The organism is Parafrigoribacterium humi (assembly GCF_040227205.1).
In the GTDB taxonomy this organism is placed as follows: domain Bacteria; phylum Actinomycetota; class Actinomycetes; order Actinomycetales; family Microbacteriaceae; genus Parafrigoribacterium_A; species Parafrigoribacterium_A humi.
Window position 1 is genome coordinate 21023 of record NZ_JBELOA010000006.1, and the last position, 15656, is coordinate 36678.

Below are 15656 nucleotides of genomic sequence, written 5' to 3' on the forward strand. Positions count from 1 at the left end.
CCCGAGATCGACCACGAGCCCGTCACCGACATCCGTTCGGTGACGGGCTCTGTTCATCCCCTGAATGCCCGTGCATCCCCCGCGAAATGGGGCAGGCGCGGATGTTCACCCCGGCGTACGGTGACGGGTGGGGGATGTGTCGTGCACCCTTCAGGCACCTGCGGAAGGAGGGGTCATGGCTGTCAGCACACTGCTCGTCAGCGCGACGCCCGCCTCGGCCGTGCCCTCAGGCTCCGCGCCCTCCACGACGGCTCGCCCGGTCATAGACTCGATCGTCGCTCACCGCATCCCCGCCGGCTGGTACCCGGACCGCGAGAACCCCGCGCAGCGACGCTGGTGGAACGGTGCGGCCTGGACAGAGTTCTATACCTCGTCCATCGCCACGCCCGTCGATATCGACGATGCGCCGCAGAGCACACAGACCGCACAGCCGAGCCAGGCTGTTCCCTCGCCCCGCCACTCAGCGGCCACCGGGTCCTCCCCCCTGCCCGGTGTGCCCGTCACCTCGACGACACCGAGGGTTCCCGTCATCGTCGTCGTGTTGCTCGCGGGCCTCGCCGGAGCGAACGCCGTTCTGCTCTCGCTGCTCACCCTCGCTCGCTGAGCGGTGGCTGGTCACTCGTGGTGCGAGCAGGGTCTCCGCGCAACGTAAAGTCTTAAGGTGACCGACGAATGCATCCACGGACTGCCCATCGACCGCTGTGACATCTGCACCCCGAAGACCCGCCCAGCTCCCAGCATCTCGGCCGCCCGCGCACCCAGGGCGCGAGCGCCGCGATCCGGGGGCAGCGGCACCGCAACGCCTCGCCGAATCGCCGGTGCCGCGTCGAAGGCCAAGCCGGTCATCCTGTCCGAGCAGCGCGTGCATCACCTCACGCACCTCGACAACCTGACCGGGATGCTCGTGGACGGCGTGCTGCACGCCGATGCTGCAACGACCTGGGATGCTCGCCCCGAGATCGACATCTCGTCCCCTGACACTCGTGAGGCCAGGCGTGCGGCCACGATCGCCGGGGCGGCCGGCACCGTGGCCGACTATGTTCCATTCTTCCTTTCCCCGGACGCCAATGTCTGGGCGGGCATGCGGGCGGGCACGCCGGACCCGCGCCTGACCCGGGCGGCCCGCACCCTCCCTTCCGCAGAGTTCGTCGTGCTCGTCACAACCTTCGCGCGCATTGCGCCGCAGGACCTGCCGTATCCGATCGTTGCCGACGGAGACGCGGCGGATGCCCGCACCCGCTACGCGACGACGCGGGAGGACGCCGAGCGATCACTGCGACGGATGCTCGCCAGCGACGACGGCATGGTGCTGCGCGCCGAGGTCCTCGTGCACGGCGCCGTACCGTTCGAGGCCATCACGCTGATCGGGGTCGCCCACGAGAAGGCCAGAGCGACCGTGCGCTCGATCCTCGCCGGGTCGCGGTTCCAGCCCAGGGTCGCCGTGCACCCGCCGTGGTTCGCGGTACCCACCGCGGACTGACGACCCCGCGAGCTACGCCGCCGAGTCCATCTCACTGTAGGTGGCGGTCACGAGAATGGGCATGTGGTCCGAGGTGCCGCGCGGTAAGGTCTTGACACTGTCGATGTCGAGCCCGCTCGAGGTGGCAAGATCGAAGTATCCGCGGAAGAACTTGTACCGCGTGTAGGTTCTGCTGTCGCTCACTGTGAGGTTGTAGCCGGAGTGCAGCATCCGCTCGTTCAGGTTGTTCTGAAACACCGGGTAGTTGTAGTCGCCGACCATGAGTGTCGGAAGCCCGGGACCGAGCGCGCGCAACTGCTCGTGCGCGGCGGTGATCTGGTGGCGTCGCAGCGAGTTGCTCGCGGTGAGCGGCGCCGCGTGGAACGACGCGATCACGAGCTCGCGGTTCTCGGCCAGGTCGCGCATCCGCATGCCGATCAGCCGCTCGTGCGCGGGCTTCAGGATGCGATCGTGCAGTGACTTCTTCAACTCGAAGCTCTGGGTGTCGATGGAGGCGAAACGGTCGTCGCGGTAGTAGAGGGCGAGCCCGAGTCGGTTGCGCAGGGTAGAGTTCGCGAGCCGCAGCGGGCCGAGCACCTCGGGCAGCATGGACGTGTCCGCCTCCTGGAGGCACAGCACATCCGGCTCGAAGCTCTGGGTGATGGTGAGCAATTCGCTACTGGCACGATCCTTGCGAAGGTTATAGCTGATGACTCGCAAAACTCTCTGCCTCACTTCTACGGAACTGCAGCCCCAGCCTATGCTGCCGGGGTGAGCGCACGCTTGGAGCGCTACACCACCAGCGTGGCCGCGGTGTGTCCTGCGAGGCGCGCGAGCAGTGCAGAGGCGAAGCGATGCTCGGATGCCGCGGCCGTGTGTACGAAGTATGACGGCTCGAACAACTCGGCTTCCAGAAGCACCGGACCGGACTCCGTCTGCACCATGTCGAGCCGTGCATAGAGCGGAACGACGGCCTCCTCGGCAATGCCGCGCTCGCGAAAGAGCGCGGTCATCACGGTCATGGCGCTCTCCGCGAGCGCGCGCTGCTCCGGCGTGGCCTCCGCCGCCGAGATCTGCTCCCGGTAGAGTCCGCCGAGCAACTGACCGCCGAGATCGAGAATGGGGCCCTTCGTGAGCGCGTGCGAGAAGCGGCCGTCGAAATACACGAGCGCCTGCTCTCCCACCTTCGCAACACTGTCGATCGCCGGCTGCACCATGACCGTCTTGCCGAGCGAGAGGATGTGCTCCGCGAGCCGCAGGGCACGCTCATCGCTCCGCTCGAACAGCCCCGTGTCTCGAGAGCCTGCCGACACCGTGGGCTTCACCACGACGCGTGGGGATCCGATCCGCGTGAGAGCAGATTCCACCTCTCCCGCAGCGTCGCAGAAGTGCGACTCCACGATGGCCACTCCCCTGGCCTCGAGTTCCCCGAGGTATCGCTTGTCGAGATTCCAGCGGATAACCTCCGGCGTGTTCAGGATGCGCGTCTGCCGACCCGCGCGGTCGAGCCAGGCGAGAAACTCCGGCAGCGCACCCGCGTAGTCCCACGGGCTGCGCATGACGGCGAGGTCGAACTCCGACCAGTCGACGGAGGCATCCCGCCAGGAGGGTACGGAGGCCTCGAGCCCGAGTGCCCGCACGGCGGAACTCAGCGGCGCGAGATCGGAGTCGTCATGCCCGATGAAGTCGGGGTCTGTGCTGATAAACGCGATCCTGGGCATGATTCCGAGGCTAACAGGGCCGTCGGGCCGCTCGATCCACAGCCGCAGCAGGTCTAGCGTGGAGACATGGACATCCCCGTTTCTGAAGCCCCACTCACCGTTCGCGACAATCTCTTCGAGCTCGCGCCCGTCATCCCGGGCAAGCTCGGCCACAGCACGGTGCTCGCCGCACCGGGCGTTCGCGTCATCGTTCTCGCGTTCGAGTCCGGCTGGGTGCTGAAGGAACACATCGCACCCAAGCAGCTGCTGCTTCAGGCGCTCGACGGCCGTTTTGTCATCACCGCCGCCGGCAAGCAGACGACGCTCGTTCCCGGCGGCCTCATGCGACTCGACGAGAGCCTCCCGCACGCGGTCGAGGCGCTCGAGGACTCACGTCTCATGCTGACGCTGCTGGGCTGAACCGCCCCGCAGAACCCACCCCGATCGCGGTCAGTCTTTCGCTGCCGACCTCTTTCGAGGAGTTGCCGACTTCTTGGCCACGGCCTTGGCGGGAACGTCGGCCGTCGTCGCGGCAGCCGCAACCAATTCAGCCTCCGGCTCATCGCCGTAGACATCCTCCGCGGGTGCGGAAGCCACAACCCGCCGCGACCGCCCTGGGCGATACGGCGAGGGCTCGAAGCCGGGGTGCCGCCGCGTCTGCACAGCGATGAGCACGATGCCCAGGATGATCGCGATGAACGACGCCCAGACGTTGGCGGGGATGCCGAGGAAGACATCGCTCGTCGGGTCGATCCTGATCGACTCGAGCCAGCTGCGGCCGAGGCCGTACCAGATGAGGTAGACGCCGAAGGCCTTGCCCCACTGCAGCTTCATCTTGCGCTCGATCAGCAGGATGATGGCGACGCCGATGAGGTTCCAGATGATCTCGTAGAGGAAGAGCGGGTGGAACAGGGTGCCCTCCGGCAGGCCAGCAGGAAACTTCGGGTTCGTCGACTCGATCTGCAGGCCCCACGGCAGGGTCGTCGGAAGGCCGAACAGTTCGTGGTTGAACCAGTTCCCGAAGCGTCCGAGAGACTGCGCGACGAGCATCGCCGGAGCCAGTGCATCTGCGAAGGCCCAGAACCGGATGCCCGAGAGGCGGCATCCTATGTACGCGCCGATCGCCCCACCGATGAGTGAGCCGTAGAGCGCGTTGCCGCCGTCCCAGATCGCGAAGACGTTCCACAGGTTCGCGCCGGGGAAGAAGTAGTCACTTCCGTGTGTGAACACGTGGTAGAAACGCGCTCCGATGATGCCGATGGGCACAGCCCAGAGAATGATGTCGATCACGATGCCGGGCTCCGCACCACGCTTGGTGAGCCTGCGCGAGGTGATCATCACCGCCGCGAAGATCCCCACGAGAATGCACAGGGCGTAGGTATGGATGACGAACGGCCCGATCTGGAACTGTGCCAGTGCGGGGTCCGGGCTCGGGATGCTCGTGGGCAGCGTCAGAAGTGTGGACAGCGGAATGTGCATCGGGGTGAAATCCTCAGGTCAGATGCCCGCCGCGCGGCAAGCTCGAACTCCATTATGCGGCGCAAAGCTCATCAGACGCGAAGCGCACGCCCCGAGTGGATCCCGATCGGGCCCGCGCCGACGCAATCAGTTCTCCGCTGAAGCGCCGCCGTCGGCCGCCTCTGCAGCCTCCGCTGCCGCGAGCGCGGCCTCCAGATCAAGCTCCTTGAGCTGCTTGACGAGATCCTCCAGCGCTGCGGGCGGAAGGGCGCCGGACTGGCGGAACACGGGAACGCCCTTCTTGAAGGCCATGAGCGTGGGAATCGAGGTGATCTGCGCGGCCGCAGCGAGCTGCTGCTGGTCCTCGGTGTCCACCTTGCCGTGAACGACGTCACTGTTCACCTCGCTCGACTGTTCGAAGACGGGCGCGAACTGCTTGCACGGTCCGCACCAATCGGCCCAGAAGTCGAGAAGCACGATCTCGTTGTCGGTGATGGTCTGGTCCAGGGTGTCACTGGTCACGGTAACGGTAGGCATGGAGCCTCCTCAGTCAGATCGGTGGTGCCGAATGATGTGATCGACCCATTCAACACGTAACTCCACGCTCATATTCTCTGGAGATACCCAGAATCGGGCGTGCGGGCCCCGCGGAGTGCACGCCCGGGCCATCGATCCGGCGATTAAATGGGAACCGCCGGCCGGATCCCTGGGATCCGACCGGCGGCTCAAAATGATGCAGGGCGACGGTGACCGGTTGGCCGTTCACTGAGCCGAATCACCCCCGCGATTCGACCTACGGACTTGCTGCCTCCGTCGTCCCTAGCCCCCCGGCTAGTGCATATTTAGAAGATAGTGTGCGACACACCCCGCGTCTGCCCCCAAAAGGGGGCGCCCCCGGGCGGGTGTCAGCTTTATGGGGGACATGGGGTACAAGCGATTCCCCGGAATTACGGGGTTTTTGATTCCACGTAGACAGTTCTGTCTATTTGTCGGGACCCGCTGCGGGTATCCACGAATCACCTGAAATGTGGCCCCTCACCACGCTCCATGCGTATCGTTGCACAGGTCTGCTTCGCTCATTCGCCGCGGGAGGTGGTCGTGATTTCGGCATCCGCTACGCCGTCGCGCGGGGGCACCGCGCCGGGCATCGACACGCTGCTGGCCGCCATCTCGGAGCCGCGTACGTTCGGCCGGCTTGCGAGCTGGATCTCCACTCAGCGCTGGTACTCGGGCAAGGGACGGACCATCCGGGCGAGAATCGTCGGCGGCTACGAACTCATCGACCCCACGGGAGAAGCCAGCATCTACGTGGTGCTCGTGCTCGATGAAGCAGCACCTGCCCGGCTGTACCAGGTGCCGCTGACGGCACGTCGCACGGCGTCGGGCTCTGTGCCCGTCGCTCCCCTCGCTGAATACGCAGACACGCGCGGGGAGCCCGTGTACCTCTTCGACGGGCCCCACGACCCGGCCTTCGCCCGGGCGCTGCTGCAGCTCATCCTGAGCGAAGCAGACACGAGCACGCACGGCACACCCGCCACGGAACCCGCCGTGTACGCGCGGGGGCATCGAGCACTCACCGGGGCGGATGTCGACATCGTCACCTCGAGGGTGCTGGGCGGCGAGCAGTCCAACACCTCGATCGTCTACGAGATGAAGGACACGGACGGCGCCCCCGCGCGGCCCGTGATCTGCAAGCTCTTTCGCACGCTTCACCACGGAGACAACCCCGAGGTCACACTCCTCGAGGCCCTCGGCACCGCGGGCTCGCTCATCGTCCCGCGGCCGGTCGGCCACGTCACCGGACGCTGGAGCGACACGGGCAGGGAGGATGGCACCGCCACCGGTGATCTCGCCTCCGCGCAGGAGTTTCTCCCCGGGGTAGAGGATGCCTGGCGCGTTGCGCTGGCCGCCGCGGAGGAGAACCGCGATTTCAGCATTGCGGCGCGCGCGCTCGGCGAGGCGGTGGCCGAGACGCACAAGACGCTCGCGCGCACTCTCGGGGCCAGCCACAGCACGGAGGCCGGCATCCGCGACAGCATGGAGAGCATGCGGCACAGGCTTGACCTCGCCGTCGCGGAGGTTCCCGAACTGGCCGAGTGGCGACGCCCGATCGAGTCGGCGTATGAGCGCGCGGCGGCGGCGCGCTGGCCGAAGCTCCAGCGCATCCACGGCGACCTGCACCTCGGCCAGGTACTCGCGGTGCCCGGTCGCGGCTGGGTGCTGCTCGACTTCGAGGGGGAGCCGCTGCGCCCGATGTCCGAGCGCAATCGGCCGGACAGCCCGCTGCGCGACGTCGCGGGGATGCTGCGTTCCTTTGACTATGTCGCCGGAGCCGTCGCGCTCACCCACTCCGGAGCCTCGGCAACGAAGTGGTCGCTCGCCTGCAGGCGTGCCTTCGTCGGTGGGTACAGCGCGCGCACGGGACACAATCTGCGAGAGGATCGCACCCTGCTCGACGCGTTCGAGATCGACAAGGCGATCTATGAAGCCGTCTACGAGGCGCGCAATCGACCAGACTGGCTGCCGATCCCTGTGGCCGCGATCACGCGTCTCGCCGAGCGGGCACGCGCGCTCTGATCCGGGCTACTCCCCCGCCTGCTCCAGCGCCGTCTCGAGCAGGTGTACGAGGGCATCGAGCTGCACGCTCGACTCCGCAACGACCTCGCTGTCATCACCATCGAGCGCGCGAGCCGCAAGGCCCGCCTTGCTGTCGATGAGCTCGGCGATCTTCGCGTCGATGGTCTGGGCCGCGATGACTCGCCACGCGGTCACCGGCTCCTCCTGGCCGATACGGTGCACCCGGTCGATCGCCTGCGTCTGCTCCGCAGAGGTCCAACTGAGCTCGGCGAGAACGACGTTGGATGCCGCCTGCAGGTTGATACCGACGCCCGCGGCCGTGAGCGACGCAACGACGACGCTCACCTGCGGGTCCTCGTTGAACGCACGCACCTGGCTCTCCCGGAACGCTGCCGTCTGATCCCCGCGGATGGAGACCGTCTTGAGACCCTGCTTTGCGAACGTCTCCTCCGCCGCATCCATGACGTCGATGTGCTTGGCGAAGAACACGACCTTGCCGACGGAGCGCGCGAGCTGCGCGGTGTAGTCCGCCGCGAGCACGGCCTTGGCCTGTCCGATCTTGCGCACCATCGTGAAGACGTTGTCTCCGCTCTTGGCGGCCTTGGATTCCTCGAGCTCGGCGTGCGCAACCATCCGAATGAGGCTGGAGCGTTCGTGCTCGGTCTTCGACAGGGCCACGGCCCGACGGAATCGATCGAGCAGTCGCGCGCTCAGCGCGGCCTCCGCCTGCTTGATGTTGCGACCGAGGTCGTCGTCGAGCTCGACCGGGAGATCGGCGATGCGCTTCGACGGGAGGTTGCTCGCGACATCGAGCTTCTTGCGTCGCACGATGCCGAGGTCGATCACGGTCTGCCTGGCCTCGGCGAAGAAGCCGAAGTCCGCGGGCGTGAGGCCGTTCTCCTCGAGCTCTGCCATGAGCCTCGCCGTCGGCTTCTCTCCGTCGATCCAGCCGAGGAACTGCCAGATCGCACGGAAGTCGTCGATCGTGTTGATGAGCGGCGTACCTGTGAGCGCAATCATGAGCGCCCGCGGCGATCTCTGACGGATGCTGTCGGCCAGGGCGAGCACGTGCTTCGAACGCTGGGAGTCCCGGTTCTTGATGAAGTGCGCCTCGTCGACGACCATGCCCTTGAAACCCAGCGTGCGCAGCCAGCCGATGTGACGGTCGAGAACGTCGTAGTTGACGATCACGACGTCGGCGAAGGCGTCGAGGTTCTCCCCGGAGCCCTGGATGACCGTGGCCGTGTGGTTCGGAGTCCACAGCTCGACCTCGCGCGCCCAGTTCATCTTGACGACGTTCGGCACTACGACGAGCAGCGGGTAGGAGTTCGAGACCTGGGCGGCGAGGAGTGCCTGGGCCGTCTTGCCGAGGCCGGGCTCGTCCGCGAGCAGGTAGGTGCGGTGCCCCTCGCGAGCGCTCGCGACGAACTCCGCCTGGTGGTTGAACAGCACGAGGCCCTGCGGCACCGCGCGGTCCGCGGCCGACGGTTCGGGAAGTTCCATGCTCGCGACCGTGCCGCCCGAGCCATACTCGAAAGCGCGGAACAGCGGGTCGAGCAGCTCCCAGTTGGCCAGGCGGTGCGTTGCGGGCTTGACCTTGACCGGGCGAGTGAAGTCCGGAGCGAGGAAGGGGTTGGACAGCTGGCGGGCGATGACAGACTGCGGCACGACCTGTTTCTCGACCTCCGGAGCCACGGGCACCGGCTCCTTGACGAGGATGAGCTCTTCCGGGCCGAGCTCCGCACCGGAGGCGATGAGCATGTCACGGCGGAGCTTGCGGGCGGCATCCGTCACCGCGGCCTCTTCCGCGAGAAGGCTGATGAGCGAGGTGTCCCGTGCCGCGGTCTTGGCGAGGATGGTGGCGACGCCATCGAGGCGCTTGAGAAGCTCGGTGCGCTCGGCATCCGTCAGGCTCGCGTCGGTCTTCGCCTTCGCGCGCTCCTCGCGCATCAGCAGCGCGATCACCTGGAACTTGGTGCGATTGGACGGACCGACCTTGCCTCGTTCCGCCGCGCCCTCGACCTCGCGCACGGCGCGGGCGAGCACGGGGATGACTCCGACGTCGTCACTTCCGCGCGAACGCCGCTGGGACGAACGCCCGGATGCCTTGCGCTGGACGGGCTTGCGCGTCGCCTTCCCGGACTGTCCCTGGGTAGCGCTGCCGCGCGATTGGCCTGAGCGGGCCATGATCCTCCTGGTCTGGAACACGGGCCACCACGTTATAGAGGTGACCGCACCGCATCCCTGGGGATGCGCTCTTCGCGTCTCATCTACCGGTGCATACCGGCAGACTCACTCGAGAGGCGGTGGATCCAACTCCGAAGCAACTTGATGACCAAGGTCGGAGCGATGAACGGATTCACCGGGCGCAGGGCCCAGTTTAGGCCCAAAGAGGTCAAAAGCGGAACGCGGAGCCGCCTGTTGCGAAAAACGACAGCCGGTCAGCTGCGCCCGTCTCGGCGCTCCCGACGATTGCCGCGGCTGCCACCGTGAGGGTCCGGACGGGCATCGCTGCGCGTTCCCCCGCGCCGGTTGCGATCCTCGGGGTTGCGAATCTTGATCAGGATGCCCGCCGCAATGAAGACGAGCGCCGCGACGAACTGCAGCGCCACCCAGAACTGCCCGTGCAACTCGATCACCCAGACCGGATTCCACAGCACAGCGATCGGCACGAGACCGATAAACCACCAGGGCTGCTTGCCCTGCCAGGCATAGATACAGACGATGACGGCCAGGATGCTCACCGGAAACCGGATCCAGAGGTACGCGCCCGTGTTGTCGAGGAGCGCGAGTCCCGCAATCAGCACGATGGCTCCGAGAAGCCCTGGCGCCAGTGCTGTGCGCCGGAACTCCGGCGTCGGGTATGAGGTCATGCCTCTATTGTTGCGTGAGAATAGGCCCATGACCGACGACGCCGTCACTCGCCTCCAGGCTCTCGTTCGCCTCCCCACAATCTCCCGCCTCGACCCGGCAGGGACCGACTGGGCTCCCTTTGACGAGTTCGTCGCGCTGCTGCCCCGGCTCTACCCGGCCGTGCACCAAGCGCTCGATCGCGAATTCGTGGGCGGCCATTCGATGCTCTACCGCTGGAAGGGGCGCGGCGGCGGGACCCCGACGGTGCTGATGGCGCACTACGACGTCGTGGCGGCGAGCGCGGACGGCTGGACGCATCCGCCGTTCTCGGCAGAGCTCGTCGGCGAGGGCGCAGACCAGCTCATCTGGGGTCGCGGGACCCTCGACGACAAGGGATCGCTCGTCGCCGTGCTCGAGGGCGTCGAGGCCCAGATTCTCGCCGGACACACGCCCGAGAACGATGTCTACCTGAGCTTCGGCCACGACGAGGAGACCGAGGGCAGCGGTGCACGCGCGATCGTCGAGCTGCTCGAGAGCCGCGGCGTCCGCCCCGGGCTCGTGATCGACGAGGGTGGCGCCGTGGTCAAGAACATCTTCCCCGGGGTGAGTGACCCCATCGCGGTCGTCGGGGTGAGCGAAAAGGGCATCCTGAGCCTGAAGCTCACGGTCGACCAGCACGGCGGCCACGCCTCCACTCCCCCGAAGGTCACCGCGACGGTGCGGCTCGCGCGCGCCATCGTGCGCCTCAATCGCAGGCCGTTCCGCGCCGGATTCTCGGCGCCGACCGAGGAGATGATCCGCACGCTCGGAGCGCACGCGACGGGCGCGCTGCGCTTCGTGTTCACGCGGCTCTCACTCACGAAGCCACTCCTGCTCCCGCTGTTCCGGCGCCTGAGCGACGAGACGGCAGCCATGATCCGCACGACGCAGGCCGTCACAGAGCTGCGCGGAAGCCAGGCCGCGAACGCGCTGGCCGAGCGCGCAGAGGCGACCGTCAACATCCGCGTGGCCATTGATTCCTCGGTGGCGGAGGCCGTCGAGCACGTGCGCAGGGCGATCAGGGATCCGCTCGTGGCCATCTCGGTGCTGCACCCGAACGAGCCATCGCCCGTCTCTCCCACGAGCGGGCCGGCGTGGGAACTCGTGAAATCCACGATCGAGGCAACCTTTCCCGGCACGATCGTCACGCCATACGTGATGATGGCCGCGAGCGACAGCCGCCATTACGCGCGCATCTCGGACCACGTCTACCGCTTCAGCCCGTTCGAGATGTCAACGGAGGAGCGCGGCACGCTGCACGCGATGAACGAGCGGATGCACGTGGCCACCTTCCTGCGCGGTGTCGAGTTCTACACGCGCCTGGTTGCCCAGCTGTAGCTCACCACTGCCGACGCACGGTCGCCTTCGGCCCCGCGGCAAGGCTCGCTGCCGGAACATCGTCCGCCACGACGGAGCCCGCGGCGATCACGGCGTCGCGACCTATGGTCACCCCGGGCAGGATGGTCGCTCCCGCGCCGATCCAGACGTTCTCACCCACGTCGATCGGTGCGCCGGTGAGATACTGGCGTCTCTCCTCCGGATCCACCGGGTGACCGACGGTGATGAAGGTGACCTTCGGCCCGATCATGGTGCGCGTGCCGATCCGGATGCCCGCCCGGTCCAGGAAGGTGCAGTTCTGGTTGATGAACACCCGCTCCGAGAGTTCGAGGTTCAGCCCGTGGTCCGTGAAGAACGGCGGATAGATCGTCACCCGCTCCGGCAGAGGTTTGCCCAGGATCTGTTCGAGAAGTGCCGCCTTGCCGGCCTCGTCGTCGAACGGCAGGAGATTCAGGCGCGAGGTCAACGCGGTGACCGCAAGCACACGCTCGGCCATTGCCTGGAACTGGGGACCGTGGATCTGCATGAAGCGCTCGCTGGACATCCAACGATCCTCCCGCGCGCCGCGGCGGAGCGATTGCGGACACGCCCCGAGCGACTCAGGCGGGCTCTGGCCTCGCATAGTCGTCGACGTGGATCGCCCGGATCGGGCTCGTCATCGGCGGCTCATCCTTGAGGCGCTGCAGCGCGGGGCGAAGCTCACCCAGCCAGGCCTCGTAGCCCGCGTCGTTCAGGTGAAGGCGGTCGTCGGAGTACGCGGGGTTGATCTCGCCATCGGGCTCGGCGAACGCCGGCCAGAGGTCGAGATACTGCGCGCGAATCGTCGCCGCGAACTGCCGCAGGTGGATGTTCGCCTCCTGGATGCGATCGGCGAACTCGCGCCCTCGCGGCAGGATCGACTGCACGAGCATGCGCGTACCCGGCAGGTCCCGGCGCAGCGATACGAGCATGGTCTGGATGTTGCGCACGAGATGTTCGACGCTCTGCCTGGTGCCGAGGTCGTTGGTCCCGATCAGCAGCATGACCTCATCCGGATGTGCCTCCACCACGGAGTCCAGGCGCAGGAGAACGTCATCCGTGGTGTCTCCGCCCACGCCGAGATTGACGGTGTTCAACTCGGGAAACCACGCGGCCCAGTCGCCGCCCTGGGTGATGCTGTCACCCAGGAAAACGATGGTTTCTTCGGTCATTATCCATAACCTCTCGGTCGCCGCGCGTCGAGTATCAGCCTTTACATCATGCGCGCTCGCGCTGGGAATCTCCAGACAGAACCCCTATCGCGGGTGCTGCACCAGCATTCCACTTCCCCATCCGCGGTTGTGCCGCGTGGCGGACACCTAACGTCCACTTCGCGATGGTCGAATGTGTGCTGTAACACCGTTGGCGCGATCGCCGCGTCCGCACAGCAGAGCCAGGGACGGATCGCGTGAGCATTCGAACGGCCGAGTATCCTCGGGCGGACCACTTTCTCCTCCACCTCAGCGACACCCACCTGCTCGCGGGACAGGGTCGGCTGTACAACACCCTCGACAGCGAGCGGCATCTCCGGCAGCTGTTCGGCGAGCTCGAGAGCTCCGGCAGCAGGCCGGAGGCGATCGTCTTCACCGGCGACCTGGCAGACAAGGGCGAGCCGGACGCCTACCAGAAGCTGCGCTCGATCGTCGAGCCGGTCGCGGAGCGGCTCGGCGCCCAGGTGATCTGGGTGATGGGAAACCACGACAACAGGCAGGCCTTCCGCTCCGGACTGTTCGGCGAATTGCCCACGGCAGGCCCGGTCGATCGCAGCTACGACGTCAACGGGCTGCGGGTCATCACCCTCGACTCGAGTGTTCCCGGCGAGCACTACGGCGAGGTGACGGATGCGCAGCTCGACTGGCTCGCCGAGGAGCTCTCGGTGCCCGCGCCGCACGGCACCATCCTCGCCATGCACCACCCACCCCTGCCGAGCGTGCTGGACCTCGCCGTCGCGGTGGAGTTGCGCGAGCAGGCAGGGCTCGCCGAGGTGCTCGAGGGCAGCGATATCCGCAGCATCATCGCCGGACACCTGCACTACTCCTCGATGGGCACCTTCGCCGGAATCCCCGTCTCCGTCGCCTCGGCCACCTGCTACACCCAGGACCTCAACGTTCCCGTCGGCGGTACCCGCGGCAGGGACGGTGCGCGCGCGTTCAACCTCGTTCACGTGTACCGCGGGACCGTGCTCCACTCGGTCGTACCCGTCGGCGAGTATGCGGCCCTCGACTACGTGGATGCCGAGGAGACCGGGCGGCGGCTCGCGGCATCCGGAATCCGCATCGCGGACGCCGAGAGCGCACCCGTGCCGCAGGAGCCGCCGATGACCATGCCGATCACCGTGCTGGCGTAGCTCCGCCGATCAGGACTCCTGCGCCCGGTCCAGGCGTCCGAGCTCGGCGCCCGTCTCCGCACGCTCCCATGGCGCGGGAATGCCGAAGTAGCGCTCGAGGAAGGAGCGGACCGCCGTGGTGCGCTCCTCGACCGAGATCTCCGGCGCGCTGCCGTCGTTCAGGCAGAAGAAGTCGTATGAACGCTTCCTGAGCAGTTCGTCCATTGCCGCGAGGGAGGAGGCGAGCGTCGTCTCGATGTATTTGACCTTCGCCTGGGTCTGCGCGACGGCGCGTCCGGTGAGCAGCGCGTAGTAGTGGTACAGCGAGTTGGTGACCGAGATGTCGGTGCTCGACCGGAACGCGCTCCTGGCCGTGCGAGCGAAGTCCTCCGCGAACTCGCGTTCCAGCTCCAGCAGGACGCTCTTGCGCAGCGGGGTGGCCGCGTGCTCGAGGTGGCGGGTGGTGACCCGCCCGAAGCGTTCGTTCAGCAGTCTGCGGTTGACCCGCGCGGAGTTCTCGAAGCCGCTGCGCGCCGTATCGGCCCGGCCCAGACCGATGCGGGTTCTCGACTCGATGAACTTCGTGACGCCGCCGGGCGAGAAGAACATGTCCGGTGAGACCGGACGCCCGAAGAACATGTCGTCGTTGGAATAGATGAAGTGCTCGCTGAGTCCGGGGATGTGTTGAAGCTGGCTCTCGACCGCATGCGAGTTGTGCGTGGGCAGAGCCTCGGGGTCCTGGAAGAACTCCTCGCTGCGCACGATGGTGACGGACGGATGCTCGTCCAGCCAGACGGGGCGGGGCGAGTCCGTGACGATGAAGATGCGCCGCACCCACGGCGCGAAGAGGTACACGCTCCGCAGCGCGTACTTGAGCTCGTCGATCTGGCGGTACCTGGCCTCTGAATCGTCGCCCTCGCCGACGACGTAGGCCTGCATCCGCGCGGCCCGCACACGCTGGAACTCGATGTCCGTGCCGTCGACCCAAGAGAAGACCATGTCGATGTCGAAGGTGATATCGCTCGCGTGGGCGGCGAACATGCCCTCGAGCGTCGGCCACTCCAGCCCGAACAGGCTCACGGTGGCGTCCACGGCCTCGGAGCGGGGCACGCTCGTGCGCATGAGCGCGTTCGCCGCCGGCGCGACGATCTCGTCGACGCCGAAGTCCCAGAGCTCGAGCCGGATGCCGTTCGACGCCCCGTAACGCAGCCGTCCGTTTGGTTCGATGCGCGGCCGGAACAGACGGAACACGCGAGCCTTGCGCGAGCGGGACAATGTGCCATCCGCGAGAAAGTGAGCCCGTGCCTTTCCGGTCTTGGAATAGAACGGCTCGTTCGCGAAGGCCGTCGCGAACGCTTCGGCGAGGGACGCCCGGCGCTTCCGGTCAACCGCGAGCACGGGGCGACCATCGCTTCCGCGCACCAGGAGGTACTCGATCTGCGCCTCATCCAGCGCGCCGCGTACTGCGATGAGGTCTTCGATCATCGCTTCCCGGGGAGTGAGCCGCGTGTTGACGAGCGTGAACTGGCCTTTGCGCAGCACGACGTCCTCGCGATCGAACGAGTGCGACGGTACCGCGTCTACAAGCACGAGGTGGTGGGTCATCCGTCTTCTCTCTCAGCGCCGGAGCCCTGTGGGTCACGGCATCGCAGCGCACGCTGCATCTCTCGTGCGGCCGCGAGAATCACGGCAGCCCGAATTGTCGGTGCCCGATGAATTCATCGGGAAAGGCGCCTGCTGTGGATCCAGACCCAACGGTGATGCGCTGGTGGTTCCGGGTGACGATCCTCGCATTCTAGCTGGCACACCTGAGCGTGCCTAGTCCCGTATTGTCGAGCGGATTGTTGGCTGTTTCCGCCCTAAAAGTGGAGTTTTGGGGCGGAAACAG

15 protein-coding genes are annotated in these 15656 nt (G+C 66.8%); 6 read left to right on the forward strand and 9 right to left on the reverse strand.

Going from position 1 to position 15656, the window contains the following annotated elements; all coding sequences use genetic code 11:
- Window positions 1–175 precede the first annotated feature (175 nt).
- On the forward strand, window positions 176–604 hold the full coding sequence (locus ABUA28_RS10425) for a DUF2510 domain-containing protein (protein WP_349904111.1): 429 nt from the start codon (window positions 176–178) through the stop codon (window positions 602–604).
- Between the two features lie 57 nt (window positions 605–661).
- Window positions 662–1480: a DarT ssDNA thymidine ADP-ribosyltransferase family protein gene (locus tag ABUA28_RS10430; protein ID WP_349904112.1), complete on the forward strand. Its 819-nt coding sequence runs from the start codon at window positions 662–664 to the stop codon at window positions 1478–1480.
- Window positions 1481–1492: 12 nt separating this feature from the next.
- Here ABUA28_RS10430 and ABUA28_RS10435 read toward each other — a convergent pair whose 3' ends face one another.
- Together ABUA28_RS10435 and ABUA28_RS10440 are read right to left on the reverse strand one after the other, a co-directional pair.
- A complete protein-coding gene (locus ABUA28_RS10435; protein WP_349904113.1) occupies window positions 1493–2179 on the reverse strand; it encodes an endonuclease/exonuclease/phosphatase family protein in 687 nt (228 codons plus the stop codon).
- Window positions 2180–2250: 71 nt separating this feature from the next.
- Window positions 2251–3180, reverse strand: coding sequence for an ATP-grasp domain-containing protein (locus tag ABUA28_RS10440; protein WP_349904114.1), 930 nt, complete (start codon window positions 3178–3180; stop codon window positions 2251–2253).
- 66 nt (window positions 3181–3246) lie between these two features.
- Here ABUA28_RS10440 and ABUA28_RS10445 point away from each other — a divergent pair, with 66 nt between their 5' ends.
- Window positions 3247–3579 carry a cupin domain-containing protein gene (locus tag ABUA28_RS10445; RefSeq protein ID WP_349904115.1) on the forward strand — a complete coding sequence of 111 codons (333 nt, stop codon included), beginning with the start codon at window positions 3247–3249 and terminating at the stop codon, window positions 3577–3579.
- A gap of 30 nt (window positions 3580–3609) precedes the next feature.
- On the opposite strand, the gene lgt is transcribed toward ABUA28_RS10445, so the two are convergent.
- Window positions 3610–4638: a prolipoprotein diacylglyceryl transferase gene (lgt, locus tag ABUA28_RS10450; protein WP_349904116.1), complete on the reverse strand. Its 1029-nt coding sequence runs from the start codon at window positions 4636–4638 to the stop codon at window positions 3610–3612.
- A 126-nt stretch (window positions 4639–4764) separates the two neighbouring features.
- Window positions 4765–5154, reverse strand: coding sequence for a thioredoxin (gene trxA, locus ABUA28_RS10455; protein ID WP_349904117.1), 390 nt, complete (start codon window positions 5152–5154; stop codon window positions 4765–4767).
- Between the two features lie 510 nt (window positions 5155–5664).
- Here trxA and ABUA28_RS10460 point away from each other — a divergent pair.
- The gene (locus tag ABUA28_RS10460; protein WP_349904118.1) at window positions 5665–7194 is read left to right on the forward strand and encodes a maltokinase N-terminal cap-like domain-containing protein; all 1530 of its coding nucleotides are present in this window, start codon (window positions 5665–5667) and stop codon (window positions 7192–7194) included.
- Between the two features lie 6 nt (window positions 7195–7200).
- Here ABUA28_RS10460 and ABUA28_RS10465 read toward each other — a convergent pair whose 3' ends face one another.
- Window positions 7201–9381 carry a DEAD/DEAH box helicase gene (locus ABUA28_RS10465; protein ID WP_349904119.1) on the reverse strand — a complete coding sequence of 727 codons (2181 nt, stop codon included), beginning with the start codon at window positions 9379–9381 and terminating at the stop codon, window positions 7201–7203.
- Between the two features lie 254 nt (window positions 9382–9635).
- On the reverse strand, window positions 9636–10067 hold the full coding sequence (locus tag ABUA28_RS10470; protein WP_349904120.1) for a DUF6804 family protein: 432 nt from the start codon (window positions 10065–10067) through the stop codon (window positions 9636–9638).
- A gap of 28 nt (window positions 10068–10095) precedes the next feature.
- Between ABUA28_RS10470 and ABUA28_RS10475 the strand changes: the two genes are divergently transcribed.
- The gene (locus tag ABUA28_RS10475; RefSeq protein ID WP_349904121.1) at window positions 10096–11424 is read left to right on the forward strand and encodes a M20/M25/M40 family metallo-hydrolase; all 1329 of its coding nucleotides are present in this window, start codon (window positions 10096–10098) and stop codon (window positions 11422–11424) included.
- 1 nt (window position 11425) lies between these two features.
- On the opposite strand, the gene ABUA28_RS10480 is transcribed toward ABUA28_RS10475, so the two are convergent.
- Together ABUA28_RS10480 and ABUA28_RS10485 are read right to left on the reverse strand one after the other, a co-directional pair.
- Window positions 11426–11968, reverse strand: a complete 543-nt coding sequence (locus ABUA28_RS10480) for a sugar O-acetyltransferase (RefSeq protein ID WP_349904122.1) — start codon at window positions 11966–11968, stop codon at window positions 11426–11428.
- 55 nt (window positions 11969–12023) lie between these two features.
- Window positions 12024–12614, reverse strand: coding sequence for a GDSL-type esterase/lipase family protein (locus ABUA28_RS10485; RefSeq protein WP_349904123.1), 591 nt, complete (start codon window positions 12612–12614; stop codon window positions 12024–12026).
- 236 nt (window positions 12615–12850) lie between these two features.
- Here ABUA28_RS10485 and ABUA28_RS10490 point away from each other — a divergent pair, with 236 nt between their 5' ends.
- Window positions 12851–13789 (forward strand): phosphodiesterase, encoded by a 939-nt coding sequence (locus tag ABUA28_RS10490; protein WP_349904124.1) that lies wholly within the window; start codon window positions 12851–12853, stop codon window positions 13787–13789.
- Between the two features lie 9 nt (window positions 13790–13798).
- On the opposite strand, the gene ABUA28_RS10495 is transcribed toward ABUA28_RS10490, so the two are convergent.
- The gene (locus ABUA28_RS10495) at window positions 13799–15373 is read right to left on the reverse strand and encodes a stealth family protein (RefSeq protein ID WP_349904125.1); all 1575 of its coding nucleotides are present in this window, start codon (window positions 15371–15373) and stop codon (window positions 13799–13801) included.
- Window positions 15374–15656: the final 283 nt, after the last annotated feature.